Source organism: Ruegeria sp. HKCCD4315 (assembly GCF_013112245.1).
Lineage (GTDB): Bacteria > Pseudomonadota > Alphaproteobacteria > Rhodobacterales > Rhodobacteraceae > Ruegeria.
This window is the reverse complement of record NZ_WVRN01000001.1, coordinates 1397881-1423256: the sequence shown is the minus strand read 5'-3', so window position 1 is coordinate 1423256 and position 25376 is coordinate 1397881. Positions and strand designations below refer to the sequence as shown.

Below are 25376 nucleotides of genomic sequence, written 5' to 3'. Positions count from 1 at the left end.
TCGGACCTGCAATGAACACACCTTTCGACGAAGAGCCCCATCGCCGCCCCGGCCTGCTTTCACGGCTGCGCGGCTCCTTTCTGACCGGCATCGTCGTTATTGCACCTGTCTGGTTAACCGTCTGGCTGATCTGGTCGGTGGTCGGCTGGATCGACAGCGCCGTTCTGCCGCTGGTTCCACAACAATTCCAACCAGAACAATATGTGGGCATCAACCTGCGCGGTGTGGGTGTGGTGATCTTCCTGATCTTCACAATCATCGTCGGGTGGATCGCCAAAGGCATTCTGGGCCGCTCGCTGATCCATTTCGCCGAAAGCCTGGTCGACCGGATGCCCGTCGTGCGGTCGGTTTATTCCGGGATCAAGCAGATCTCGGAAACGGTCTTTGCGCAGACCGAGCGGTCCTTTGAAAAAGCCTGCCTGATTCAGTATCCACGCCGGGGCATCTGGGCTATCGGTTTTGTTTCGACAAGCGCGCGCGGCGAGGTCAGCCAACGGGCCGAAACCGGGGGCGAATTGCTCAGCGTCTTTGTGCCGACCACGCCCAACCCGACCTCTGGCTTCCTCCTGTTCTTTCCGGCCGAAGACGTAATCTTGCTGGATATGAGCATCGAAGACGCAGCGAAACTGGTGATTTCGGCTGGTCTGGTTTACCCCAACGAAAAAGACCCGACCCAACCGCCTGAATGATCAGCCAAACATCGCAGGCAGATCTACTGTGCTGTTCTGGCCCAGATCGTCTTTGTGTTTCGCAAGAAATCCATCTGCCGCGTCGCGCCCGGCCTGCTTGAGCTTGTGCAGGATAACCGGATTGGGGACAGTCTTGGTTGCAACAGACAAGCTGTTCATCAGTTCGTTATCCGCAATCATGTGCACCAAAACACGGCTCATTTCACCGGCTTTAAGTTTGCCCTCTTTCAGCAACCGCTGCACAAAACTGATCGCCCTGAGTTCGCGAAACAGAGATGAGTTGAAACTAATTTCATTAATCCGGTTCTGGATCTGCTGCGGCGTGACAGGCACTTCATCGCGCTCCAGCGGGTTGATGTTCACGATCACCACGTCGTCAGGCAGATCGTCAGCAAACAACGGATAAAGCGCCGGGTTCCCTGTATAGCCACCGTCCCAATACGCCTCGGTCCGCTCGGTTTCAGGATCATAGATTTCGACCGCCTTGAACAGGGTCGGCAAACACGCCGAAGCCAGAATGGCGTCTGTAGAAATTTCATCTCCGGTAAACACACGGATCTTACCACTTCGCACACAGGTCGCACAGACAAACAGACGCGGGCCGTCATCTGCGCACACTTCGGCAAAGTTGAACCGATCAACCACCGACTCCAACGGATTGCTGTAAAATGGGCCATATGCATAAGGCGACACCATTCGGGACCACGCCTCGCCAATGGAATAAGGGACCGAATACTCCATAGCTCTGGAAATTGCTGCAGGCTCCACCCCTCGGAACCAATGGGCCATGCGCATATCGCCAATCGCACCCATACGCGCCCACACCGCATCCAGACTTGCGCGTGCGCCGTCGCGCCCGGCATGCACCATACCTGACTTGAACGCGGCCCCGTTCAACGCCCCCGCTGACGTCCCTGTAATGGCCGCAACCTCGACGTCTTCTTCATCCAGAAACCTGTCAAGGACCCCCCAGGTGAACGCCCCATGCGCTCCACCACCCTGCAATGCCAGATTGATACGTTTCATGCCTCAGCCCCTTCATCTTTTCAAAAATACTCCGGGGGTATGGGGGCAGCGCCCCCATGGATTCTCAAAGCGCGGTCCAGCCTCCATCGACCGAAATCGTTGTCCCGGTAATCTGTGCCGCAGCGTCCGAGCATAGAAAGACGGTCGTGCCGCCCAGCTGCTCAACGGTGGCAAACTCCTTGGAAGGCTGCCGTTCCAGCATGACGTTCTTGATCACGTCTTCGCGGCTCATGTTGTATTCCTTCATCGTGTCCGGGATCTGTGCCTCTACCAGAGGCGTCAGAACATAACCCGGACAAATCGCGTTGCAGGTAATCGGCTCCTGCGCGGTCTCAAGCGCGACGGTCTTGGTCATCCCAACCACACCATGCTTTGCAGCGACATAGGCCGCCTTGTAAGGCGAGGCCGTGAGACCGTGCGCCGAGGCGATATTGACGATCCGGCCCCATCCCGACTTGCGCATCATCGGCAGCGCCGCAGCTGTCGTATGAAATGCCGAGTTCATATTGATTGCGATAATCGCATCCCATTTCTCGGTCGGGAACTGATCAATCGGAGAGACATGCTGAATGCCCGCGTTGTTCACCAGAATATCACAGGCCCCTGCCTGCTCGATCAGTGCGCGGCACTCATCGCCTTTGGACATATCCGCTTTGATGTAGCGCGCGTTGGTTCCGGTTTCTTTTGCAATCTCTGCAGCCAGCGCATGATCTTCATCCCGATCGGAAAAGGAATTCAAAACCACATTGGCCCCTGCCTTGGCCAACTCGCGCGCGACCCCCAGACCTATGCCTGAATTTGACCCTGTGATGATTGCCGTTTTGCCCGAAAGGCTCATGACCGATCTCCCTGATGCGATATCCTCGCGCACCATGCCATGCTGCACCTGCAAAGAAAACGGGGAAACATATGGAATTGAAATCCCGGACCTGGACATTCGGAACTGCCAAAAAAAAACGCCCGCACGAAGCGGGCGTTAAGTTATTGAGGCAGGTTTCATACAGGCAAGAAACCTATCGAGCAGTGGAACCTTTATAAGCAATTCTGCGCCTTCGTCCAAGCTAAAAGTTTGATAATAAGAAAAATCATCACTACGATGAATCCCAACAAAATAAGGCCAGAGCAGGATTGTTTCCAAAATGAGCCCGGATTTTCTCCGACCGTTTCGACCATTTGCGGCGGGAATCGCCAGCATTTTTCTCATGTCTGTCGCCCATGCAGAATCGTCTCATGGCATAGCTATGTATGGGGACCCGGCCCTACCACCGGATTTTGTGTCCCTCCCCTACGCCAACCCGGATGCGCCCAAAGGCGGCAAAGCGGTGTTCGGAAATACCGGCGGTTATAACAGTCTGAACCCGTTTTTGCAAAAAGGCACCTCTCCTTGGCAGTTGCCGTTTTGGACCCACGAAAGCCTAATGGGTCGGTCTTGGGACGAACCTTTCACACTTTACGGGCTGTTAGCCGAATCAGTTGAAGCGGCACCGGACAGGTCTTGGGTCGAATTCACTCTGCGCGAAGAGGCTCGATTTTCCGACGGCAGCCCCGTCACGGTCGAGGATGTGATCTGGTCATATGAGACCCTCGGAACCGAAGGGCATCTGCGGTACCGAGGGCTGTGGGACAAGATCGACAGCATTGAACAGACCGGGCCGAGCTCGGTTCGGATCACGTTCAACGACCCTGACCGGGAATTGGCCTTGCTGGCCGGGATGCGTCCGATCCTGCAAAAGGCGCAGTGGGACGGAAAGGATTTCGCGAATGCCAAGTTACAGGATGTTCCAATCGGAACCGGTCCGTACATAATCGACAGCTATGAGGCCGGTCGCTATGTGAACCTGCGACGTAACCCGGACTATTGGGGCGCTGACATTCCGTTTCGTCGCGGCACCATGAACCTCGATGAACTGCGGATTGAATTCTACGGCGACGGATCTGTCGCGTTCGAGGCTTTCAAAGCCGGAGAACTGTCGGCCGTGCGCGAGTTCAACGCAGACAAATGGAACAAACAATACAGTTTTCCTGCCGTTCAGCGCGGGGACGTGATCAAGACCGAAATTCCCCATGGAAAACCATCGGGGATGACGGGCTTTGTGATGAACACCCGCAAACCACCGCTGGATGACTGGCGCGTGCGCGAAGCGCTGACGCTTGCCTTCAATTTTGAATTTATCAACGACACGGTCACGGGCGGCGCACAGCCTCGTATTTCTTCTTACTTCTCTGGCTCTGATCTGGCGATGCAACCTGGGCCGGCAACTGAACCGGTGCGCGCTTTGCTGGAGCCTTTTGAGGCTGAGCTGACGCCCGGCACATTGGAAGGGTATGAGTTGCCGCAAGGCGATGGCTCGGAACGCAACCGACGCAACATTCGCCAGGCAGTCAAGCTGCTGGAAGACGCGGGATGGACCGTTCAGGATGGCGTGCTCAAAAACGCGGAAGGCCGTCCGCTGAAGATTGAAATGGTGATCAGCCAGGGCAGTCTGAATGTCGTGCAAGATGTTGGTACCATAGCCGAGATTTACGCCCGCGCTCTGGAACGTCTTGGCATCGAGTTGGTGGTCGAGAAGGTCGATGATGCGCAATACACCTCGCGCATGAACGAGCTCGATTTCGACATGACGCCTTTCCGACGTGCCCTGTCCTTGTCGCCGGGCAACGAACAAAGGTTCTACTGGGGCAGCGAATTTGTAGACACGCCGGGAACGCGCAACCTAATGGGTGTTTCCTCGCCCGCCGTTGACGCGATGATCGATGCCATGTTGGCCTCGGAGACGCGCGAAGATTTCACCACGGCCACCCGCGCTTTGGACCGTGTCTTGACCGCAGGTCGCTATGTGATCCCGATCTGGAGCTTTGATGTCGGGCGCATTGCGCATATCCGCGAGCTAAAGTTCCCCGACACTTTGCCGATCTACGGGGATGGCCCCCAATACATGCCCGATGTCTGGTGGTATGATGAGAACTAAGCCAATGATAGCGGACCCGGGACAACCAAGCCCGGGTTCTTTTGCCTCAACTCTCAGCAGCATCGAGAATTGAGCAAGTTCCTGCTGATCATTTTCGACACGAGCGCATGAACGAATATCCGTCGCAGAGTATCAGCAAACGGTACCAACGGCGTTCCATCTCCATAGGACGTTCACGATGTCTGGATCGGCCGAAGAGGTTCATCAACACTCGGTGAGTTGTGCGTGAAACCCATTAGAAGTCTTTATTTTTCGGGCAAAAGATATATACACGGCGCATGAATTAGATCAGGTGCGGACTTGAAGATGCGCCTTCATGCACCGCGTCTGATCCCTTCGGCAGAGCCGGAGAACGCATAATCGGGCCCGCCACCACTCACACCGACTGCAGGCCCGCCCGCCCGTTGCGGAGCTTTCGCAGCGGGCACCACCCCTAAATAATTTGTGAAAGAAAGGTGCGACATTTTGTCATGTCTTACCCTACGGCAGCCTTTCCGTACGCTGTTGTGGGGGAGAGCAGTCCTAATGGCTACAAAAGGAAAGCTCAAAGATGATGAACTGGACGGATCTTAAACAAGACTGGAGCGCGGCCTACGCACGTGCAAAACGGCGCTTTCCGAACTTGCGGGATCAGGACATGATGCGCGTGTCAAAGGACCGGAAAGGGTTCGAAGCTTATCTGGCAGAGCGTCACCAGCTAACCATGAACGAAGCGCACGAAGAAGTTGAAGATTTCCTGTTTACCGAAGGTCTGAACCGCGAATTCACGCACGCATCACTAAGCAAGTGATGTGACCCAAAGGATCGTTGCATCTTCGTCGCTGACGGAGATGACATTGTGCCCCATGCTGCCATCATAATATGCGCTGTCACCACGGCGCATTTCGACAGGCTCATAAAACTCAGTAAACAGCCGCACTACGCCCGTGAGGACATACATGAACTCCTCACCATCGTGGCGCACCCAGCCCTCAAACTCATCCATCGACCTCGCCCGCACTCGCGCGCGATACGGCAGCATATGTTTCTTGGTCAGCGTCTCGGCCAGCAACTCATGCTCATAGGTGGCCGTGGCGTGGGCCGTCCCTTCGCCGGTGCGGGTCACAGCCATACGACCGATCACCTGATCACGCTGCGGCGGGGTGAACAGTTGCGGCACTGAAATCTCAAGACCAATCGCCAGCTTCTTGAGCGCGTCGTATGTGGGTGACATCTGCCCGTTTTCGATCTTGCTCAGCGTCGAGCGCGCCAATCCCGCCTGTGTGGCAGCCTGTTCTAAAGTCCATTTGCGCGCCTTGCGCAGCTCGCGCACCCGCGCACCTAGGTCCAGAGGTTCTACTTCGGTATGGTCACCGGAATCGCGGGCAATTCGGATCAGGGATTTTGGATCTTGAGTGCTCATGCCCTTCTCTATAGGCCCGGTCTGCCGCGCTTGCAACGCGGCAGGCTCCGCGATAGCCAAGGGCCATGTTGTCCATCTTTGATCAGGGGGCGCCCGCGCCCTGCCCCACACCTTTTAACCTGGCTGCTCATGTTCTGGGCCAAGCGGATCGCATCCCCAGCAAGGTTGCCCTGTCCGTGCTGCGTGAGAGGGACGCGCAGGATTGGAGCTTTCGCGATCTGAAAGCAGCCGTTTTGGGCACCGGTGCTGGGTTGTTGCAAGCCGGTTTGAAACCCGGCGACATCGCATTGATGCGGCTAGGCAATACAGTGGATTTCCCGATCGCCTATCTTGGCGCAATTGCAGTAGGCATCGTTCCTGTGCCGACATCGTCGCAACTGACGGAACCTGAAACGGCCAAAATGATCGCGGATCTTGCCCCAGCGGCCATTCTGCGCGACCCCGACGTTGCCTGCGCTGCGCACCCCAAGCAGATTGGATTGGATGCGTTGAAAACCATGCGAAATCTGACTGCAGCCCGTTTTGACATGGGCGACCCCGAGCGCATGGCCTATGTCGTCTACACCTCTGGAACGTCAGGCAAGCCACGCGCCGTGGCCCACGCCCATCGGGCGATCTGGGCGCGGCAGATGATGGTCGATGGCTGGTACGGTCTGCGGGAAAGCGACCGCTTGTGCCACGCGGGCGCGTTCAACTGGACTTATACGCTGGGCACTGGATTGATGGACCCGTGGACTATTGGTGCAACGGCCCTGATCCCGGAACCCGGCACCAGTATTGACGCGCTGCCGACCTTATTGCGCCAGCACCGTGCAACGATCTTTGCCGCCGCCCCCGGTGTCTTTCGAAAGATGCTGCAAACGTCCGAACATATGGAGTTACCCGACCTGCGCCATGGCTTATGCGCGGGTGAGAAACTGTCGCGCGCTTTGCATGAGAAATGGGTCACCAGCACCGGCACCGACCTGTTCGAAGCCTACGGCATGTCCGAATGCTCGACCTTTATCTCTTCCAGCCCGGCCCACCCCGCGCGTAGCGACGCGCTAGGGCAGCCGCAAACGGGGCGTCGCGTGGCGATCCTGGGGACGGACGGCCCAGTACCACAAGGACAGGAAGGCACCATCGCCATACACCGATCAGACCCCGGTTTGATGCTGACTTATCTCAACGCACCCGACGAAGCCGAGGCGCGGATGCAAGGCGACTGGTTTCTGACCGGAGATCAGGGCGCGATGGCGGTAGACGGCCAGATCAGCTATCTGGGCCGAGATGATGACATGATGAACGCGGGCGGCTATCGCGTGTCCCCGGTCGAGGTCGAAGCCGCGCTGTCCCGTTTTCCGGGCATTACGCAGGTCGGTGCAGCGGCGGTCGAGGTCAAACCGGACACATTTGTGATAGCAGCTTTCTATACTGGTCCGGAAAAGCTGGACGATGCGGCCCTGCGCGCCTATGTCGAAACAAATCTGGCCCGCTACAAACAGCCGCGCGCCTTCATCCACCTGCCTGCCCTGCCAACTGGCGGTAACGGCAAACTCCTGCGCCGCGCGTTGCCGGCCTATTTCGAGGCACCAACCACATGACCCAGACCGTCAAGCTCGACATCCTGTCCGATCCGATCTGCCCCTGGTGCTATATCGGCAAAACGCATCTGGACAAGGCACTGGCCAATATCCCCGATCACCCCTTTGTCATCGAATGGCATCCCTTTCAGCTGAACCCCGACATGCCGGATGAAGGCATGGACCGGCGCGAATATCTTGAGCGTAAGTTCGGCGGCAAAGACGGTGCCGTGCGTGCCTATGCGCCTGTGGTGGAACACGCAGAAAACGCGGGCCTCAAGATCGATTTCGAAGGTATGAAGCGCACGCCCAACACGTTGGACGCTCACCGCCTCATCCATTGGGCAGGAATCGAAGGCAAACAGAACGCTGTCGTCGATGCCTTGTTCGATGCATATTTCGTACAAGCCCGTGACATCGGTGACCCCGAAGTACTGTCTGACATCGCCGACAGCGCCGGAATGGACGCCGCCGTTGTCATGAAATTGCTGAAATCTGACGCTGACCGAGACGACATCCGCAATCGGGATAGCCATTCGCGTGAAATGGGCGTCAGCTCGGTCCCAACCTACATTGTTGCCAATCAGCATGCAGTTCCGGGCGCTCAACCCCCTGAGATGTGGGAGAAAGTGATCGCCGAGATCATGTCTCAGCTTGAGGCTTCCCCTGCAGAATAGCACAGAGGTCTGTGCGAATTTCCAGTCTGGCCTAACCTGATCCTCCGTGATAGCGCGAACGGGTTAGGAGTGCTTCATGGCCAACCGCATGTCGAAGGCGGAGTTCATTGCTTTGGTCGCAATGATGTTCGCTACCATCGCCTTTTCGATCGATTCAATGCTGCCCGCCCTGCCAGAAATCGGCGCGCAGCTTAGCCCCGATGATATTAACCGGGCGCAGTTGATCCTGACGTCCTTTGTGTTGGGCATGGGGATCGGCACATTCTTTACCGGCCCGATCTCGGACGCGCTGGGACGCAAGCCGGTGATCTTTGGTGGCGCACTTTTGTATATCGCGGCATCTGCGGTTGCATGGGCGAGTTCATCGCTGGAACTGGTACTGATTGCGCGCGTTGTGCAGGGTCTGGGAGCCGCTGGTCCGCGTGTGGTCGCCATGGCCATCATCAGGGATCTCTATTCCGGGCGTGAGATGGCCCGCATCATCTCGATTGCGATGATGATCTTCACACTGGTCCCTGCCATCGCACCGATGCTAGGCGCAGGTGTCATCGCTTTGTTTGGCTGGCGCGGTATCTTTGTTTCGTTCATCTTGTTTGCGCTTATTGTCGTCGGCTGGATGAGCGTTCGTCTGCCCGAGTCTCTCGCTGTCGAAAATCGCCGCCCCTTCCGCCTGCCCCTGATGATCGCCGCTGTGCAAGAGATGTTTGCCCATCCAACAGTGCGCCTGTCGATCCTTGTACAAACCCTGTGCATGGGAATGCTGTTCACCATGCTGACCATGGTACAGCCGGTCTATGATGTGATCCACGGCCGGGCCGATAGCTTTCCCTTTTGGTTCGGCTTTGTCGCTCTGATGTCTGGCTCGGCCAGCCTGCTGAACGCCGCGTTGGTGGTGCGCGTCGGAATGCGGCGGATGGTGACATTTGCCTTTGGCGCTCAGATCGCAATTACATCAATGGTCATTCTCCTGAACATGACCAACCTGTCTCCAACAACGTCATTTGCGCTGTTCGTCTTTTGGCAAACCATGGTTTTCTTCATGGCAGGCATCACGATCGGCAACCTGAACGCCATCGCGATGGAACCGATGGGGCACATTGCCGGAATGGCGGCATCGGTCATTGGATCGATTTCAACAGTGTTGGCCGCAGCAATTGCCGCGCCGATCGGATTGCTGTTCGATGGGTCAATTGCTCCTTTGACATTTGGTATCCTGACCATGTGTGTTCTGGCTTTCGGCCTGATGCTGCATATGGGCCGGGTGGAACAGCGACTGCCAGCCTGATCTGTGCAACCTCCCCGAAACACGCTACCCTAAGCCCAGGCTGCGGGGAGGTTTTTCGATGAGTGATTATTACGATCTGGGCACATACACCTGCCCGGTTTCAACGACGAACCCAGAGGCGCAGCGTTGGTTCGACCGTGGCTTGAACTGGACCTACGGGTACAACCACGAAGAAGCCGTTGCGTGTTTTCAACGCGCGGTCGAGCATGACCCCAAATGCGCCATGGCCCATTGGGGCGTCGCCTACGCGGCAGGTCCCAATTATAACTTGCCATGGGACTTGCAGGATGAGCGAGGGCGAAAAAAGGCACTTACGCTGGCCCATGATGCAATGCAGAAGGCATTGGACTATGCCGATACCTGCACGCCTGTTGAGCAAGCTCTGATCCATGCCCTTCCCGCGCGCTACCCGCAACCCGACCCAATCGAAGACATGCACCAGTGGGACCATGACTTTGCCGACGCAATGCGGGCGGCGTTTGCGGCGCATCAAGAGCACCTCGACCTGCGCACGGTCTATGTCGAAGCGTTGCTGAACCTGACCCCTTGGCAGATGTGGGATCTGAAAACCGGCCAACCCGCCGAAGGCGCAGCCACACGTGAAGCCCAAGACGTGCTGGAATGGGCCATGGCCAACGATCCAGCCGCCATGACACACCCTGGCCTGCTGCACCTCTATGTCCACCTGATGGAGATGTCGCCCACGCCTGAAAAAGCTTTGAAAGCCGGGGATATACTGCGCACTTTAGTACCGGATGCGGGGCATCTGGTGCATATGCCAACCCATATTGATGTGCTGTGCGGCCATTACCAAAATGTGGTGCACTGGAACGAAAAAGCCTCGGAAGCTGACTTGAAGTATTACGAACGCGAAGGTGCGTTCAACATCTACACTGGCTATCGTCAGCACAACTACCATTTTGCAATCTACGGCGCCCTGTTTCTGGGACAGATCGAACCCGCCCTGCGCGCCAATCAGGGCCTTTGGGAAACAACGCCCGAAGAAATGCTGCGTATCGAAAGCCCGCCCATGGCGGATTTCTTCGAAAGCTACATGTCCATGGGGCCACACATCCTGATCCGGTTTGGCCGCTGGGAAGAGGCGAAAGCGCTGGACCTGCCCTCAGATCCGGACCTGTACCGCACCCTGACGGCCACGACCCACTACGCCCGTGCCATCGCGCATGCCGCTACGGGAGATATCATCCACGCCGAAGCTGAAGAGAACCTGTTTCTCGCAGCCAAGGAATGCGTTCCCGAAACCCGCAGGCTGCACAACAACCGCGTGATCGACCTGCTGGAGATTGCCCGGGAAATGCTGCGCGGCGAGATCGAATATCGCAAAGGCCACTTCGAGATTGCTTTTGCTCATTTGCGTCAATCAGTCGAGTTGGACGACACCCTGCCCTATGACGAACCCTGGGGCTGGATGCAGCCCACCCGCCACGCGCTTGGCGCTTTGCTTTTCGAACAAGGCCACGTCGCCGAGGCCGAAGAGGTTTATCGCGAAGATCTGGGCTTGGGCGGAAGCCTCAGCCGCGCCTCGATCCACCCCGACAATGTGTGGAGCCTGAAGGGGTTACACGATTGCCTCGCAGCGAGGAAGGAAGCGACAGAAATCCGCCAAATCAAACAGCGGCTCGACCTGGCCTTGGCCCGAGCCGACCAAATGGTGGCGGCCTCTTGCTTCTGTGCGCAGGCTGCGATGCGTGACTAATGGGATAGATCGCGCTGCCGCGCGATGCCTCCGGCTGAGGTATTTTTAGCCAGATGAAGCTGGGATCCGCCCTTCATCTGGCCGTCAATACCTCGGGGGAGATGCGCGGAACGCGCAGCGGGGGCAGCGCCCCCCGCCCACAATTCAACCTGCCTTGGCCTTTTTCTTTACCGCGACCACTTTTTCGGCCAGATCACGGGCAATGGCGAAAGCCCCTTTGATCTTGTCGCTGTCTTTCTTCCAGTCGCGCCTCACCACGATCTTGTTGTCTTTGACCTTGGCCATACCGCGCTGGTTCTGGATGAATTCGACCAGCCCCTGTGGCGAGGCAAACTTGTCGTTGTGAAACTGAATGGTTGCGCCCTTCGGGCCGCCATCCAGCTTGGCAATCCCGGCGCGCTTGCACATCGCCTTGATGCGAACGACCAGCATCAGAGTGTTGACCTCTTTTGGCAGTTTTCCGAACCGGTCGATCAGTTCGGCAGCAAACCCTTCCAGCTCCACCTTAGTCGACAGCGAGGACAGGCGGCGATACAGGCCCAAGCGCACATCCAGATCGGGTACGTAGTCTTCAGGGATCAGAACCGGCACGCCCAGATTGATCTGCGGGGCCCATTGATCGTCGGCATCCGACAGCCCCTCCATCTCACCTGCCTTGATCTTGGCAATCGCCTCTTCCAGCATGGATTGGTAGAGCTCGTACCCCACGTCGCGCATCTGGCCGGACTGTTCCTCACCCAAAAGGTTGCCTGCTCCGCGAAGGTCCAGGTCTTGCGACGCCAGAGTGAACCCGGCCCCCAGCGTATCCAGCGAGCCCAGAACGCGCAGGCGTTTTTCGGCCGTAGCGGTCAGTTTCTGACGCGGCTTGGTGGTCAGATAGGCATAGGCACGCGTCTTGGACCGCCCCACCCGGCCCCGTATCTGATAGAGCTGCGCAAGACCGAACATATCCGCGCGGTGAACAACCATTGTGTTTGCGGTGGGAATATCGAGCCCGCTTTCCACAATCGTAGTGGCCAGCAGCACGTCATATTTGCCGTCGTAAAACGCGTTCATTCGGTCGTCGAGCTCGCCCGCGGCCATCTGACCATGCGCCACCACATAGGTCAGTTCAGGCAGTTGGTTTTTCAGGAACTCTTCAATCTCCGGCAGGTCCGAAATACGGGGCACCACATAGAAACTCTGCCCACCGCGATAGTGTTCACGCAGCAGCGCCTCTCGGATCGTGACGGCATCGAACTCGCTGACATATGTTCGGATGGCTAAGCGGTCGATAGGAGGGGTTCCAATGATCGACAGATCGCGCACGCCGGTCAGCGATAATTGCAGCGTCCGAGGTATCGGAGTCGCGGTTAAGGTCAGCACGTGAATGTCACTGCGCAGTTGCTTCAGGCGTTCTTTGTGACCCACGCCGAAATGCTGTTCCTCGTCGATGATCAGCAAGCCCAGATTGTTGAAACGGATGTTCTTGGCTAGCAGCGCGTGCGTGCCGATCACGATGTCCACCGTTCCGCGTGCCAGACCATCACGGGTTTGCTGCGCCTCTTTCGCAGATACAAACCGCGAGAGTTGCCGCACTTCCAGCGGAAAGCCGCGGAACCGTTCCTTGAAGCTTGCCGCGTGTTGGCGGGCCAAAAGTGTTGTGGGTGCCACGACGGCCACCTGCACGCCCGACATGGCTGCCACAAAGGCCGCGCGCATGGCGACCTCGGTTTTGCCAAAGCCCACGTCGCCGCAGATCAGGCGATCCATCGGTGCGCCGGAATGCATGTCTTCCATCACGTCCGAGATGGCCCGCAGCTGGTCATCGGTTTCCTGATAGGGGAAGCGCGCGCTGAACTCTTCCCACGCATGGGGCGGCGGGTCCATCACCGGAGCCTTACGCAGGGCACGTTCAGCGGCGATGCGGATCAGCTTATCCGCCATCTCGCGGATGCGTTCCTTCAGCTTGGCTTTCTTGGCCTGCCATGCACCACCACCAAGACGGTCCAGCAAACCTTCGTCATGGCCGTATTTCGACAGAAGTTCGATATTTTCGACCGGCAGGTACAGCTTGGCTTGCTCGGCGTATTCCAGCAGCAGGCATTCGTGCGCGGCGCCTGCAGCTGTAACGACCTCCATCCCCATGTAACGACCGATCCCGTGGTCCACATGCACCACCAGATCGCCGGGGGACAGCGATTGGGTCTCGGTCAGGAAGTTCTCGGCCTTGCGGCGCTTCTTGGGCTGGCGGATCAGGCGGTCGCCCAGCACGTCCTGTTCTGCGATGACTGTCAGGACAGGGGTTTCAAACCCGTGCTCCAGTGCCCAAACAGCAAGGTGCAAGCCGCGTTTGCCGATGCGGGTGCCGTTCGTCACCGGGATGGCCTCGGCCAGACCTTCATCTTCGATCAAACCGGTCAGACGTTCGCGCGCACCTTCTGAATAAGAGGCGATCAACACAGGGCCTTTGTCGAGCTTGGATGTGATGTGGCTGGCCAAAGCGCCAAACAGGCTAATGTTCTCCTGCTGGCGTTCTGGAGCAAAGTTGCGCCCGATCCGCCCGCCTGCGTCGATGACACCGGGACCAGAAGCCTGCGGCAAGGGGCTGAACTGCATAACCCTGCGATCTGCGACCGCAGCCTCCCACGCGGCATCGTCGAGGTATAACAGACCCGGGGGGGTGGGTTTGTAAACCGTGTCCATGCGGGACCGGTTTTCCAAAGCCAGACGACGGGTTTCATATTGATCGGCAATCGTATCCCACCGCGCCAGACGTGCTGGTGTGACCTGATCGTCTACGGTGATCGTGGCATCCGGCAGATAGTCGAACAGCGTCTCAAGCTTGTCGTGAAAAAACGGCAGCCAATGTTCGATGCCCTGATGTTTGCGCCCCGCACTGACCGCCTCGTAGAGCGGATCATCTGTACCTGCCGCGCCAAATTCGATGCGATAGTTCTGGCGGAACCGGGTAATAGCGGCCTCGTCCAGAATGACCTCGGATACAGGTGCAAGTTCAACCACATCCAGCTTTTCAGTGGTGCGCTGAGACACCGGATCAAAGCGGCGCGCGCCGTCCAGAACGTCTCCGAATAGATCCAAACGAACGGGGCCGGATTCGCCCGGCGGGAAGATGTCGATAATGCCCCCGCGAATGGCATAATCGCCGGGCTCCATCACTGTTGGGCTTTGGGTGAACCCCATGCGCACCAGAAAGTTTCGCAAAGCGGTCTCGTCGATGCGCTGATCAACACCTGCGGTAAACGCCGCCTCGCGCAGCACCTCACGCGCTGGCACGCGTTGGGTGGCGGCATTCAGCGTGGTCAGCAGCACGAATTTTTGCGGCATCTGGTGGACCAGAGCGGCCAATGTGGCCACCCGGGCCGCCGAAATATCCGCGTTCGGCGACACACGGTCATAAGGCAGACAATCCCAGCCGGGGAATACAAAGACCGGCATGTCGGGGGCAAAGAAGGCCAGCGCAGCGCGCATCGCTTCCATCCGCTTGTCGTCACGCGCGACATGGGCCACCGGCCCGTTGCTGCGGGCGATTTCGTTCAGCACAAGTTGTGCGTCAAACCCTTCAGGGGCGCCGCCAACTGTTACGTGGTTCGGAGCCTTCATCGCCTCGCCTTTCAGATAAGTCTAACCCAGAACGCCAATCGAAATGTTCTGATACATGCCCCAGAACGAAGTGACCAGTATCGAGATCATGCCGATGATCTGGGTATAAAGACGGCAGCGGGAAATGGTCTTGGTGACGGTTTCAAGCGTCAGTTCCTGCCGACGCAGACGCCTGGCCTGTGAGATATTCACCAAAAGAACCAGCATCATCGGAAACATGAGCAAAAAAACCGCCTGCGCAAATTCAACGTCGTAATAAAACCCCAGTGTCGCCAGACCGGTCAGCATGAAACTTGCAAAAGCCAATAGGATGGTACCCGACATGTCAACGATCAGCAAAATTCGGTTCGTGTTGATGCGTACGATGTCCAAAAGATCGACCTCGACCTGCCCGCCGATCCGTCGCGCGCGTACAACCAGATCATACGGAATGCCCATCACCCAGTGGCTTGCCGACGACCAGACCACCGCCAGCACAATCCAGTACCACAGATTCGAAAAACTGCGCATGTCGATGAGTTCAAAAATCGAAGAGTACCAGTCCAAACCCAACCCTTTATTCAAACAACTCAGGGGGGTTTATCGCGGCGGCGCGTCCATTGATACCCTTGAGACCTTTGTGAATTCATGCCACCCAATGCTGGAATGTTCAAGGAGAACGCGCCATGAAACCAACCATTGCCCCCTACCCCCTGACCCGCTTTCGGCGGGCCCGTCAGTCCGAGGCAATTCGGGGGCTGGTGCGTGAAAATACGCTGACCACACAAGACCTGATTTGGCCGGTTTTCGTGCGCGATGGCGAAGGGATCGAAGAACCTGTGCCTTCGATGCCGGGTGTCGTGCGGCGGTCGGTTGATTTGATTGCCAAAGCCGCAACCGAAGCACAAGCGCTTGGAATTCCTGCGATTTGCATCTTTCCATACACGGATTCGTCGCTGAAGACCGAAGATTGTGCCGAGGCATGGAACCCAGACAATCTTTCGAATCGCGCTGTCCGGGCGATCAAATCTGCCGCACCGGATATTGCCGTGATGACCGACGTGGCGCTGGACCCCTACAATATCAACGGACATGACGGTTACGTCGTTGATGGTGAGATCGTGAATGATCAGACCGTCGAGGCACTGGTCAAAATGACCCTTGCCCAGGCCGAGGCCGGAGCGGATATTATCGGCCCATCAGACATGATGGACGGTCGGATTGGCGAAATGCGCCGCGCGTTAGAGGGCGCTGGCCACCACAACGTCATGATCCTCAGCTATGCCGCGAAATACGCGAGCGCATTCTACGGCCCCTTCCGTGATGCCGTTGGGGCCTCTGGCGCGCTGACCGGTGACAAGAAAACCTATCAGATGGACCCGGCCAACTCGGACGAAGCGCTGCGCCTGATCGAGCGTGACCTGTCTGAGGGAGCGGATATGGTGATGATCAAGCCGGGCATGCCCTACCTGGACATTTGCCGCCGGGTAAAAGACAGCTTTGGCGCGCCGACTTACGCCTATCAGGTCTCGGGCGAATATGCGATGATCCAGGCGGCTGCGCAGAATGGCTGGATCGACGGCGACAAGGTGATGTTGGAAAGTCTGTTGGCTTTCAAGCGCGCGGGATGTGACGGCATTCTGACCTATTTCTCGCCGCAGGTCGCACGCATCCTTCAGGGCTAAAACCCCAAAGAGTCGCAATTTTTCGCCGACAAACAGGCTGCTTCCGGCAGCTTTCCCGTGACACATCGCCCTAATCGGCGTATCCTTGCCAGCAAGATCGGGATCACCCGACACATCAGGCACAGTTACAGAGATATAAAAACCATGAGCAGTTCCCCTTCCCCCCGACTGAGCCGTCGCGGCTTTGCCTTTGGCATGGCTGGTCTGACCTTGACCACCGCCTGCGGCAACGGCGTCGGCAATTCGAACGCCGCTACTATCGACGCTCGCGTCGACGCCACGCTGACGGAGATGTACGCGAAGTATCCCAACACGGTTGAGATCGTGAACAAGGCCAACGGGATGTTGGTTATGCCCCTGATCACCGACGCCGGATTGATCATTTTTGGGGGTGCCTACGGCCAAGGCGCGCTGCGCATCAACGGGGCGACAGTCGATTACTATTCCGCAATTTCCGGGACCGCCGGCCTGCAATTTGGGGCGCAGCAATATGCGCATGTTCTGTTCTTCATGACCGAAGATGCGTTGAATGATTTCCGCCGTTCCAGCGGATGGACAGCCGGAGCCGACATTGGATATGTGGTTGACGCAACTGGGAATTCCTTGTCTGCGGACACAACAACATTGCGTTCGCCGGTGCTGGCGGCGGTCTTTGGTCAGGCCGGTCTGAAATTTGGCGCGACCATCGAAGGCACGAAATACACGCGCATCATTCCATAATCCGGATTACCACTTCCCCCACACATGGTCCCCGTCGCAGCACAACACTGCGGCGGGGCAAGTGTTTACAAACCTTTCCGCGCAGGTTCTTGCGGCGTTCCTCTTTCGGTCAGACCCGCCATCCTCTAGTCTCGGCGCAATCTGAATTCGAATGATAATATGGGGCAGTAATGGGTCTTGTTTTCCGCTGGCTGGTGCGCATCGCGTCGGGTCTGATTATTCTGATCCTCGCCGCGATTGGCCTTGTCTATTTCCTGGCCAGCCAATCCCTGCCGGATTACGACCAGACCCTTGAAGTTGATGGTCTGACCGCCCCTGTCGAGATCGTACGCGACACCGCCAACGTGCCGCATATTTTAGGCCAGACCGATCCCGATGTGTTCTTTGGCCTAGGGTACACCCATGCACAGGACAGGCTTTGGCAAATGACCGTGATGCGCCGGACTGCACAAGGCCGTTTGTCCGAAGTTTTTGGCACACGCACTCTTCGCATCGACAAATTGCTGCGGCGGCTGGATCTCTATGGCCTCGCTCATCGTTCGGTCGAGGTGCAGGACGACTACACCAAAGCCGCATTGCGGGCGTATGCGGCCGGGGTCAATGCAAGGTTGACTGAAATCAATGAACAGGCGCTGGGTCGCGGTGCACCGGAAATGTTCCTGTTCAACGCCCCGGTATCACCGTGGCAACCGGGCGATAGCCTTGCGATCATAAAGTTGATGGCGCTGCAATTGTCTGGGCATTTGACTGACGAAGTTCTGCGCGCCCGCACGTCTTTGATGCTGAACAACCCAGAACGTCTTGCCGATATTCTGCCGGATGTCCCAGGCCCCGGTATCGCGGCTTTGCCGGAATACGCATCCCTTTTCCCCAATCTTCCACGCTATGCCGCCGGAACGGAAGCACCCGAGACACCTCTATCACCGCTTCCAAAACGCGGTCTGGCCGGAGCATCGAACGCCTGGACCGCCGCCCCATCTCGGTCGGCAAGTGGAGGCACTTTGCTGGCAAACGACCCGCATCTGGGTTTCACAGCACCCGGTGTGTGGTACCTGGCGCATCTTGATCTTGAAAAAGGCGGTGTGATCGGAGCCTCGATACCCGGTGTTCCTGCCATTATGACCGGACGCAGTGACAGGTTGGGATGGGGGCTGACCTCGTCTTACCTGGATGATCAGGACCTGCACATAGAACAATTGAACCCGGACAACCCAGAGGAATACCTGACCCCGGACGGCTACAAGGAATTTCTGACCCGCCCATCGATCATCGCCATCAAGGACGAGGCGCCAGTCACACTAACGCTGCGTTGGACAGACAACGGCCCGGTGCTGCCCGGCACGGATTACAAGCTTGAGACAATCACTCCGCCCGGCCATGTGACGTCGCTATCCTGGACAGCGCTGAGCCCCCGTGACACGTCAATGACCGCATCCATGGCCCTGATGAATTCCGACAATGTGCAACAGGCCATTCAGGCGGGCGAGCAATACATTGCCCCGTCACAGAACCTGTCACTGGTTGACCGGACTACCATCGGAATGAAGTTGATCGGTGCCATGCCGCAGCGCGATTTGCAAAACCAAAGCCGTGGGCGCATTCCAAGCCCCGGCTGGATTGAAACAAACCGCTGGCAGGGTCGGTTGCCCTATACAGACAATCCCGAATTTGTCGCCCCGGTTGGCGGTATTCTGGGCAATACGAACAACAAGATTATCGACCGTCCTTTTCCTAACCATGTCTCTTACGAATGGGGCGACACACAGCGCGTGCACCGTTGGGATCGACTGATGCAATCGCGCGAAGTGCATACCCGCGACAGCTTTATCGAAGCGCAGCTTGATACCGTTAGTTTTACGGCACGGTCCCTGTTGCCACTAATCGGTGCGGATTTGTGGTTCACCGGTGCGTCTGCGCCCGAGGGCACGCCGGAACGTCAACGCCAGATCGCCTTGTCGCTGTTGGCGGATTGGAACGGTGAGATGAACGAACACCTGCCCGAGCCGTTGATCTATGCGGCATGGTTGCGCGCTCTTCAGATCCGCCTTATCGCCGATGAGCTTGGGCCACTGGCCAGCGAATACAAACACGTGGAACCGTTGTTTATCGAGCGCGTTTATCGCGACATCGACGGAGCAAGCGTGTGGTGCGATGTACGACAAAGCGCCCCGGTTGAGACGTGTACCGAAATGGCCCGACTGGCGCTGGACGACGCCCTGATCTGGATTTCTGAGCGCTATGGCAGCGCGTTGGAATCCCTGCGCTGGGGCGATGCGCATCAGGCCACGCATGATCACCCGGTTCTGGGCGACGTGCCTGTCCTGCGCTATTTCGTGAACATCCGCCAATCGACCAGCGGTGGCGACAACACGTTGCTGCGCGGGCGCACCTCGGGCGAAGGCCCGGATCCGTTTCAGAACGTACACGGGGCCGGGTATCGTGGGGTGTACGACTTTGCTGATCCCAACAGCTCGGTCTTTATCACCGCGACCGGTCAATCGGGGCACTTCCTGTCACGCTACTACGACGATCAGGCACAGCTATGGCGGCGTGGCGAGTATATTCCCATGTCGTTGGACCTTGATCTGGCGCGTGCTGCTGCGGTTGGTGTGACCAATCTGATCCCGCGATAATCCGCCTAGTCGGCAACTCCTCGCCCCGATTTCCGGGGCGTCGTGGCACCTTGAACCTTTTTCGCCTATGATCATTCCACCGATTATGTGGGACCAAAAGGGGGCGAATATGGCCAGTATTCGGGATGTCCTGAATAATCTTGCGCGGGACTACGCGATTGCATGGAGTTCTGGTGACCCCGATGCAGTTGCCGGCTTCTTTGCACCTGATGGACAAATCACAATCAACCGAGGCGACCCCATAGAGGGGCGCGCTGCGATTGCCGATATGGCTCGTGGCTTCTACGCCGACTTCCCGGACTTAGAGGTCCGTTGCGATATGATGCGGTGGGCTGGATCTCACGCTATTTTTGTTTGGACCCTAGAAGGACACCACGCTGAAACTGGCAATCTCGTTGTGGCGCGCGGTTGGGAAGAGTGGGAATTGACGTCAGACTATCTTGTAAAGTCTTCGCTGGGCTGGTTCGACGCAGATGACTATCAACGGCAGATTGACGGTAAATAGCTTAACGCGCGCGATCCTCAGCCGTTTCTATCGTGTAGTTTCGGGGTATTCCCTGCGTGACCTGAAACCAGTCTGACGCCTTAGCCCGTGCCTGATGTGCGTCAAAAGCCGCTTGCGTTGCAAACACTTCTGACACCATGAACCGCCCGGGCGTTGCCTGATCTTCCACAACTTCGAAAGATATACAGCCCTCTTCCGCCCGTGTGAGAGAGATGTGGAGCGGTAATGCTGCCCGCACAGCTTCAAGCCGGTCGGGTGGCACGTCGATATGGCCTTTCAGGAAAACCCTTTGATCCGATACATCCGACATGCCCGCCCCTTGTCTTGTTCAAAGCAACGCAAACTGCGCGGCCTGTTTGTCCGTCCACAAAACGGTCAGACGGAACCCGTCCTCGGTTTGATCCTCGCTCTGGACAACGTCCTGACGAAATAACCACGCCCGCTTGTTCCCCTCGGCGAAAGAGAGTTTCAAAACTACCTCGTGCCGCGCCCCCTGAAGCAGTGTGGCGATCTCGGCCAACAGCGGGTCAACGCCTTCGCCGGTAACAGCCGAGATTGAGAAGATAGTCGGGTCCCGCTCGGCCCGCGCCAATGCGGCGTCCTTGTCCTCGGGGTTGAGCAGGTCGATCTTGTTCCAAACTTCAAGCTGTGGACGTTCTTCATCGACACCTAAAGAGGTCAGGATGGACTCAACATCCTGCGCCTGCGCATCCGTTTCCTCGTGGCTGATGTCACGCACATGAACAATCAGGTCCGCGCCCAGAACTTCCTCGAGGGTTGCGCGGAAGGCCGCCACAAGCTCGGTTGGCAGGTTTGAGATAAAGCCCACTGTATCCGACAGGATTACCTCGGGGCCATCAGGAAGCTGAACGCGCCGCATGGTCGGATCCAGCGTGGCAAACAGCATGTCCTTGGCCATGACTTCGGCCCCGGTCAGACGGTTGAACAACGTTGACTTGCCCGCGTTGGTGTACCCCACCAGAGCAACGATGGGATATGGCACCTTGGCACGTGCGGCCCTGTGCAGCGTGCGGGTCTTGACCACCTTCTGCAACTGACGCCGCAGCCTGACCAATTGCTCGTCAATTGCGCGGCGGTCGGCTTCGATCTGGGTTTCACCCGGTCCGCCAACGAATCCCAGCCCACCCCGTTGCCGTTCAAGGTGGGTCCAGGCCCGGACCAATCGCGTGCGTTGATAGCTGAGAGCCGCCATCTCGACCTGCAACACCCCTTCACGGGTGCGGGCGCGATCGCTGAAAATTTCAAGGATCAGCCCGGTTCGGTCGAGAATTTTGACCTCCAGCGCCTTTTCCAGATTGCGCTGCTGCACCGGTGTAACCGGACCGTCGATCAGGACCAGATCAACCTTGTGGTCATGAAAGCGGTCATGCAGCTCGTCGATCTTACCGCTGCCGAAGAGATACCCGGCCTGCGCACGAGGAAGGCGCACGATTTCAGACCCGACCACTTCCAGATCAGGCAACGCGGCAGCCAGCGCAACCGCTTCGGCCAGCGCCGGTTCAGGGACACGGCGCTGTTCATCTGATTTGATTTCGGGATGCAGCACCCAGGCTCGGGTGCGCCTCCGGTCATGTTCCATCAAGAGGCGTCTTCGCCCTCATACAGGTTGATCGGCTGTGACGGCATGATGGTTGAAATCGCGTGCTTGTAGACCAGCTGCGACTGTCCGTCGCGGCGCAACAATACGCAGAAATTGTCGAACCAGGTGATCACACCTTGCAACTTCACGCCATTGATCAGGAAGATCGTTACCGGAACCTTAGCTTTCCGTACATTGTTCAGGAAGGCATCCTGAAGATTCTGTCTGTCCGAAGCCATATTTTTATAATCTCGCCATTGTTCTTGCTACGCGCTGCGGACCAACGCGCTCCCTCCCGGCGAGTATGGAGTGCCGCGAAGAGATATTCCAGATGAAAAATAAGGCGGTAACGTCCGCGGGGCGTGTTCGGCTCAATCGCGCCACAGCGACGGTGTGATCAGGGCGATGATCGCAAGCGTCTCAAGCCGACCGATCACCATCGCCGCACACAGCGTCAGTTTCGCCCCGGAAGACAGATCAATTAGCCGAATTGGGACGTCCGTGGCCAGTTCGATCAGCGGACCCGTTGTCGTCAAAGTGGCAACACTCAGCACCATTGCCTGTTCAAAACCGGACCCCATCGCCGCCAGCAAAAGGTTAAACACCGCAAGCGTCAGCGCGAAAAGCATCAAAAAGATCCAGGCGATAAAGGCCCCGTCGCTTTGAATGCGCCGATTGCCGCCGCCGACACCGCTGACGGACGAAGGGTAAATCAAGCGGTCGATCTCTCGCGCGCCGTTGAGGTACAACGCAAAAACCCGCAACAGCTTGACGCCTCCGGCAGTGGTGGCGACGCCGCCGCCGATCAGCGCCAATCCCATCAGCAATAACCCCGGCGTACCCAGACCCGACAATTGCTGGGCATCGTTCCAGTTCGCACTTTCAAATCCAGCCGTGGTCAGGAAGGCCAGCACAGTGAACAGCATGCCCCAGATCACCTGCAACGCCTGAAGCGGAGCAATCTGCCCGCCGATTTCCGTCACGCCAGCCACCACGCGGAAGAACAGCAACAACGCGACCGCAAGAACGATCATCAAACCGATGCGAAACTCGGGGTCTCTGTCCAAACGTGAATATCCGGTGGTGGCGGTATCAGTCGAAAAGGTCAGGCGCGAAAGGGCAAAGAACAGGAAAAGGAAAAGGATTGCTTCACCTGTAAATCCGGCCTGTGCGCCTTCCATGCCGCCAACCGGAGAGATACCCGAAGTCGCCATCACTGACATCGCGTGACAGACAGCCGTTAGCCCGGCCTCACCCGCGATCAGCAGAAGCACCCAGATTACTACAGTCAGCCCGGCATATACCGGCGTCAGCGCCCGCGCCACACGCAGCAAACGGCCGCGGGGATCCACGCGCTCGCTTTGTGCGACACCCGATACCGGGCGACCGGGTTGCCCTTTTGCAGTCACCTCGAACCCACCAAGGGACAGCGGGGCCAGAATCGCGGCAGCCGCGATCCACATCAGCAAGCCCCCCATCCAACCGACCAGCGCACGCCAAAGGTGCAGCGGCGCGCTTAGACGGTTGTGGTCAGGAAACAGGTCGGCCCCGGTGGTCGTCAGTGCGCTGACCATATCGAAGTAAGCGTTCAGAAACGTGGTCGTGCCAAGCGCATCATGAAACGGGATCGCAAGAAAAATAGGAAGGATGGTGAAACATCCCAACATTACCGCCAGTTGCCCCAAAGTGCCCCGTCGCGGGATTCGATTCGACGACGCCATTGCGATGATGGAGACCAGGAACAGGCCCAGAATGCCCGAGTACAGAAATGACCGCGAGGTCTCGTGATCATCCAGTACCAGCGCATAAAGAGCCGGAATCCACATGGCCAGAGACACGATGGCCCAGATCAGCAGGAACAACGGCAATCGCCGCAAAAGCCCAACCTGTTGTGTCCCAGCGCGCGCCATCAGAAGAAATCGATTGAAACCTGCATCAGGCGTTCGACCTCGGGCACGTCCTTGGCCATGGCAAAGATGGCAACCACATCCTTTTCATCGATCCGCAGACTGCCCGTCGGACGCAGAACCTCATCCCCTTTGCGCACAGCACCCACCAGCACACCTTCGGGGAAATCGATATCGCGCAGTTTCTGCCCCGCCATCGGAGAGGTTGACAGAACCTCGGCCTCAATCACCTCGGCCTCGGCATCGCCGATGGAATACACCTGTCTAACACGCCCATGCCGGATATGGCGCAGGATCGAGCTGACGGTGGTGGCGCGCGGGTTGATATAGGCATCAATGCCCAACGGTCCCATCAGGGCAACCATGCTGGGATCGTTGATTAGAGCAATCGCAAGCGCACAGCCTTCGGCCTTGGCACGCACGGCGGCCAGCATGTTGGTGCGGTCGTCATCCGTGACCGCCAGCATCGCATCAGCGCGGTCGATGCCGGCCTCGCTCAGCAGACCGGAATCCAAACCGTCCCCGTGCAGAACAATCGTCCGCTCCAGCGCTTCGGCGGCGATTTCGGCGCATTTCCGATCCCGTTCGATGATCTTGGCGCGCACCCGGCTCTCGCGCTCTTCCAGGGTGCTGGCGACTTCCAATCCGACGTTGCCGCCCCCCACAATCACAACTCGGTCCTGACGCTTCTGGGCCTTGCCGAACACCTCCATCGTGCGGTTCACGTCGTTTACACTGGTAAAGACGTAGCATTCATCACCGACAAACAGCTGGTCTTCGGACTCAGGCGCAAACAACGTGCCATCGCGTCGGACCCCCACCACAATCGAACTGAGTGTGGAAAACAGATCAGTCAGTTGCCGCAGCGGCGTATTCACGATTGGGCAGTCCTCTTCCACCCTGATACCCAGCAGCTGCGCCTTGCCATCCATGAAAATTTCGGTGTCAAAGGCCGATGGGGCCGACAGGCGGCGCATGGCGGCGGCGGCCACTTCGCGTTCCGGGCTGATCACCACATCGATGGGCAGGTGATCGCGGCGATAAAGATCCGAATGAATGGCTTCCAGATAAGATTTCGACCGAAGGCGCGCGATCTTGCGCTGGATCGAGAACACCGAATGCGCCATCTGACACGTGACCATGTTCACTTCGTCAGAATGGGTCGCGGCGATAATCATGTCGGCGTCACGGGCCCCTGCCCGCTCCAGCACGTCAGGATAGCTAGCAAACCCGGCAATGCCCTGTACATCCAGCGTTTCCGTCGCCCGGCGCACGAGGTCAGGATTGTTGTCCACGACCGTTACGTCGTTCAGTTCGCCCGAAAGGTGCCGCGCTATCTGCCAGCCAACCTGACCCGCACCGCATATGATGACCTTCATGTTTCTGGCCCTTCTGCCTGAAAGGATTGAATGACAGA

Annotated in this window: 22 protein-coding genes; 11 read left to right on the top strand and 11 right to left on the bottom strand. The window is 57.8% G+C overall.

Going from position 1 to position 25376, the window contains the following annotated elements; all coding sequences use genetic code 11:
- Positions 1-11 precede the first annotated feature (11 nt).
- The gene (locus tag GS646_RS07125) at positions 12-689 is read left to right on the top strand and encodes a DUF502 domain-containing protein (RefSeq protein WP_171090313.1); all 678 of its coding nucleotides are present in this window, start codon (positions 12-14) and stop codon (positions 687-689) included.
- Here the strand turns inward: GS646_RS07125 and GS646_RS07120 are convergent, their stop codons facing one another.
- From GS646_RS07120 to GS646_RS07110, 3 genes are all read right to left on the bottom strand, one after another.
- A complete protein-coding gene (locus GS646_RS07120; RefSeq protein ID WP_171183408.1) occupies positions 690-1715 on the bottom strand; it encodes a patatin-like phospholipase family protein in 1026 nt (341 codons plus the stop codon).
- A gap of 64 nt (positions 1716-1779) precedes the next feature.
- On the bottom strand, positions 1780-2553 hold the full coding sequence (locus GS646_RS07115; RefSeq protein WP_171183410.1) for a 3-hydroxybutyrate dehydrogenase: 774 nt from the start codon (positions 2551-2553) through the stop codon (positions 1780-1782).
- A gap of 138 nt (positions 2554-2691) precedes the next feature.
- Positions 2692-2919: a hypothetical protein gene (locus GS646_RS07110; protein WP_171089108.1), complete on the bottom strand. Its 228-nt coding sequence runs from the start codon at positions 2917-2919 to the stop codon at positions 2692-2694.
- Here GS646_RS07110 and GS646_RS07105 point away from each other — a divergent pair.
- Both GS646_RS07105 and GS646_RS07100 read left to right on the top strand, forming a co-directional pair.
- The gene (locus GS646_RS07105) at positions 2855-4684 is read left to right on the top strand and encodes an extracellular solute-binding protein (RefSeq protein ID WP_171183412.1); all 1830 of its coding nucleotides are present in this window, start codon (positions 2855-2857) and stop codon (positions 4682-4684) included. The genes GS646_RS07110 and GS646_RS07105 overlap by 65 nt on opposite strands.
- A 550-nt stretch (positions 4685-5234) precedes the next feature.
- Entirely contained in the window at positions 5235-5474 is a 240-nt protein-coding gene (locus GS646_RS07100; RefSeq protein ID WP_171090321.1) for a hypothetical protein, read from the top strand.
- On the opposite strand, the gene GS646_RS07095 is transcribed toward GS646_RS07100, so the two are convergent.
- On the bottom strand, positions 5463-6086 hold the full coding sequence (locus tag GS646_RS07095; RefSeq protein ID WP_171183414.1) for a helix-turn-helix domain-containing protein: 624 nt from the start codon (positions 6084-6086) through the stop codon (positions 5463-5465). The two genes, GS646_RS07100 and GS646_RS07095, sit on opposite strands and share 12 nt — an antisense overlap.
- A gap of 65 nt (positions 6087-6151) precedes the next feature.
- On the opposite strand from GS646_RS07095, the gene GS646_RS07090 reads away from it, so the two are divergent.
- From GS646_RS07090 to GS646_RS07075, 4 genes are all read left to right on the top strand, one after another.
- The gene (locus tag GS646_RS07090) at positions 6152-7669 is read left to right on the top strand and encodes a class I adenylate-forming enzyme family protein (RefSeq protein WP_171648424.1); all 1518 of its coding nucleotides are present in this window, start codon (positions 6152-6154) and stop codon (positions 7667-7669) included.
- Positions 7666-8325, top strand: a complete 660-nt coding sequence (locus tag GS646_RS07085; protein ID WP_171183417.1) for a DsbA family oxidoreductase — start codon at positions 7666-7668, stop codon at positions 8323-8325. The genes GS646_RS07090 and GS646_RS07085 overlap by 4 nt, the downstream gene beginning before the upstream one ends.
- A gap of 76 nt (positions 8326-8401) precedes the next feature.
- A complete protein-coding gene (locus GS646_RS07080) occupies positions 8402-9610 on the top strand; it encodes a multidrug effflux MFS transporter (protein WP_171090329.1) in 1209 nt (402 codons plus the stop codon).
- A 58-nt stretch (positions 9611-9668) separates the two neighbouring features.
- Positions 9669-11327 carry a tetratricopeptide repeat protein gene (locus tag GS646_RS07075; protein ID WP_171648426.1) on the top strand — a complete coding sequence of 553 codons (1659 nt, stop codon included), beginning with the start codon at positions 9669-9671 and terminating at the stop codon, positions 11325-11327.
- Positions 11328-11471: 144 nt separating this feature from the next.
- On the opposite strand, the gene mfd is transcribed toward GS646_RS07075, so the two are convergent.
- Positions 11472-14930 (bottom strand): transcription-repair coupling factor, encoded by a 3459-nt coding sequence (gene mfd / locus GS646_RS07070; protein WP_171183421.1) that lies wholly within the window; start codon positions 14928-14930, stop codon positions 11472-11474.
- A 21-nt stretch (positions 14931-14951) separates the two neighbouring features.
- Entirely contained in the window at positions 14952-15476 is a 525-nt protein-coding gene (locus GS646_RS07065) for a component of SufBCD complex (RefSeq protein WP_171183423.1), read from the bottom strand.
- 119 nt (positions 15477-15595) lie between these two features.
- Between GS646_RS07065 and hemB the strand changes: the two genes are divergently transcribed.
- The 4 genes from hemB to GS646_RS07045 all read left to right on the top strand — a co-directional run bounded on the left by hemB (position 15596) and on the right by GS646_RS07045 (position 20452).
- A complete protein-coding gene (gene hemB, locus GS646_RS07060; protein ID WP_171183425.1) occupies positions 15596-16594 on the top strand; it encodes a porphobilinogen synthase in 999 nt (332 codons plus the stop codon).
- A 144-nt stretch (positions 16595-16738) separates the two neighbouring features.
- Positions 16739-17314 carry a YSC84-related protein gene (locus GS646_RS07055; RefSeq protein WP_171183426.1) on the top strand — a complete coding sequence of 192 codons (576 nt, stop codon included), beginning with the start codon at positions 16739-16741 and terminating at the stop codon, positions 17312-17314.
- 170 nt (positions 17315-17484) lie between these two features.
- Positions 17485-19947, top strand: coding sequence for a penicillin acylase family protein (locus GS646_RS07050; RefSeq protein WP_171183428.1), 2463 nt, complete (start codon positions 17485-17487; stop codon positions 19945-19947).
- Positions 19948-20056: 109 nt separating this feature from the next.
- Complete coding sequence (locus GS646_RS07045; RefSeq protein WP_171183430.1) at positions 20057-20452, top strand: nuclear transport factor 2 family protein; 396 nt, start codon at positions 20057-20059, stop codon at positions 20450-20452.
- Between the two features lies 1 nt (position 20453).
- Here the strand turns inward: GS646_RS07045 and GS646_RS07040 are convergent, their stop codons facing one another.
- From GS646_RS07040 to trkA, 5 genes are all read right to left on the bottom strand, one after another.
- Positions 20454-20762, bottom strand: coding sequence for a putative quinol monooxygenase (locus tag GS646_RS07040; protein ID WP_171183432.1), 309 nt, complete (start codon positions 20760-20762; stop codon positions 20454-20456).
- Positions 20763-20780: 18 nt separating this feature from the next.
- A complete protein-coding gene (gene hflX, locus GS646_RS07035) occupies positions 20781-22052 on the bottom strand; it encodes a GTPase HflX (protein ID WP_171648428.1) in 1272 nt (423 codons plus the stop codon).
- Positions 22052-22291: an RNA chaperone Hfq gene (gene hfq, locus GS646_RS07030; protein WP_005982826.1), complete on the bottom strand. Its 240-nt coding sequence runs from the start codon at positions 22289-22291 to the stop codon at positions 22052-22054. The genes hflX and hfq overlap by 1 nt, the downstream gene beginning before the upstream one ends.
- A gap of 132 nt (positions 22292-22423) precedes the next feature.
- Positions 22424-23962, bottom strand: a complete 1539-nt coding sequence (locus tag GS646_RS07025) for a TrkH family potassium uptake protein (RefSeq protein WP_171090348.1) — start codon at positions 23960-23962, stop codon at positions 22424-22426.
- Positions 23962-25338, bottom strand: a complete 1377-nt coding sequence (gene trkA, locus GS646_RS07020) for a Trk system potassium transporter TrkA (RefSeq protein WP_171090349.1) — start codon at positions 25336-25338, stop codon at positions 23962-23964. The genes GS646_RS07025 and trkA overlap by 1 nt, the downstream gene beginning before the upstream one ends.
- Positions 25339-25376 lie beyond the last annotated feature (38 nt).

Bases quoted from the DNA above. Each gene is read 5' to 3' on its own strand.
- GS646_RS07125 (WP_171090313.1), top strand. From the start codon at position 12: ATGAACACACCTTTCGACGAAGAGCCCCATCGCCGCCCCGGCCTGCTT.
- GS646_RS07120 (WP_171183408.1), bottom strand. From the start codon at position 1,715: ATGAAACGTATCAATCTGGCATTGCAGGGTGGTGGAGCGCATGGGGCG.
- GS646_RS07115 (WP_171183410.1), bottom strand. From the start codon at position 2,553: ATGAGCCTTTCGGGCAAAACGGCAATCATCACAGGGTCAAATTCAGGC.
- GS646_RS07105 (WP_171183412.1), top strand. From the start codon at position 2,855: ATGAGCCCGGATTTTCTCCGACCGTTTCGACCATTTGCGGCGGGAATC.
- GS646_RS07110 (WP_171089108.1), bottom strand. From the start codon at position 2,919: ATGAGAAAAATGCTGGCGATTCCCGCCGCAAATGGTCGAAACGGTCGG.
- GS646_RS07100 (WP_171090321.1), top strand. From the start codon at position 5,235: ATGATGAACTGGACGGATCTTAAACAAGACTGGAGCGCGGCCTACGCA.
- GS646_RS07095 (WP_171183414.1), bottom strand. From the start codon at position 6,086: ATGAGCACTCAAGATCCAAAATCCCTGATCCGAATTGCCCGCGATTCC.
- GS646_RS07090 (WP_171648424.1), top strand. From the start codon at position 6,152: ATGTTGTCCATCTTTGATCAGGGGGCGCCCGCGCCCTGCCCCACACCT.
- GS646_RS07085 (WP_171183417.1), top strand. From the start codon at position 7,666: ATGACCCAGACCGTCAAGCTCGACATCCTGTCCGATCCGATCTGCCCC.
- GS646_RS07080 (WP_171090329.1), top strand. From the start codon at position 8,402: ATGGCCAACCGCATGTCGAAGGCGGAGTTCATTGCTTTGGTCGCAATG.
- GS646_RS07075 (WP_171648426.1), top strand. From the start codon at position 9,669: ATGAGTGATTATTACGATCTGGGCACATACACCTGCCCGGTTTCAACG.
- mfd (WP_171183421.1), bottom strand. From the start codon at position 14,930: ATGAAGGCTCCGAACCACGTAACAGTTGGCGGCGCCCCTGAAGGGTTT.
- hemB (WP_171183425.1), top strand. From the start codon at position 15,596: ATGAAACCAACCATTGCCCCCTACCCCCTGACCCGCTTTCGGCGGGCC.
- GS646_RS07055 (WP_171183426.1), top strand. From the start codon at position 16,739: ATGAGCAGTTCCCCTTCCCCCCGACTGAGCCGTCGCGGCTTTGCCTTT.
- GS646_RS07050 (WP_171183428.1), top strand. From the start codon at position 17,485: ATGGGTCTTGTTTTCCGCTGGCTGGTGCGCATCGCGTCGGGTCTGATT.
- GS646_RS07045 (WP_171183430.1), top strand. From the start codon at position 20,057: ATGGCCAGTATTCGGGATGTCCTGAATAATCTTGCGCGGGACTACGCG.
- GS646_RS07040 (WP_171183432.1), bottom strand. From the start codon at position 20,762: ATGTCGGATGTATCGGATCAAAGGGTTTTCCTGAAAGGCCATATCGAC.
- hflX (WP_171648428.1), bottom strand. From the start codon at position 22,052: ATGGAACATGACCGGAGGCGCACCCGAGCCTGGGTGCTGCATCCCGAA.
- hfq (WP_005982826.1), bottom strand. From the start codon at position 22,291: ATGGCTTCGGACAGACAGAATCTTCAGGATGCCTTCCTGAACAATGTA.
- GS646_RS07025 (WP_171090348.1), bottom strand. From the start codon at position 23,962: ATGGCGCGCGCTGGGACACAACAGGTTGGGCTTTTGCGGCGATTGCCG.
- trkA (WP_171090349.1), bottom strand. From the start codon at position 25,338: ATGAAGGTCATCATATGCGGTGCGGGTCAGGTTGGCTGGCAGATAGCG.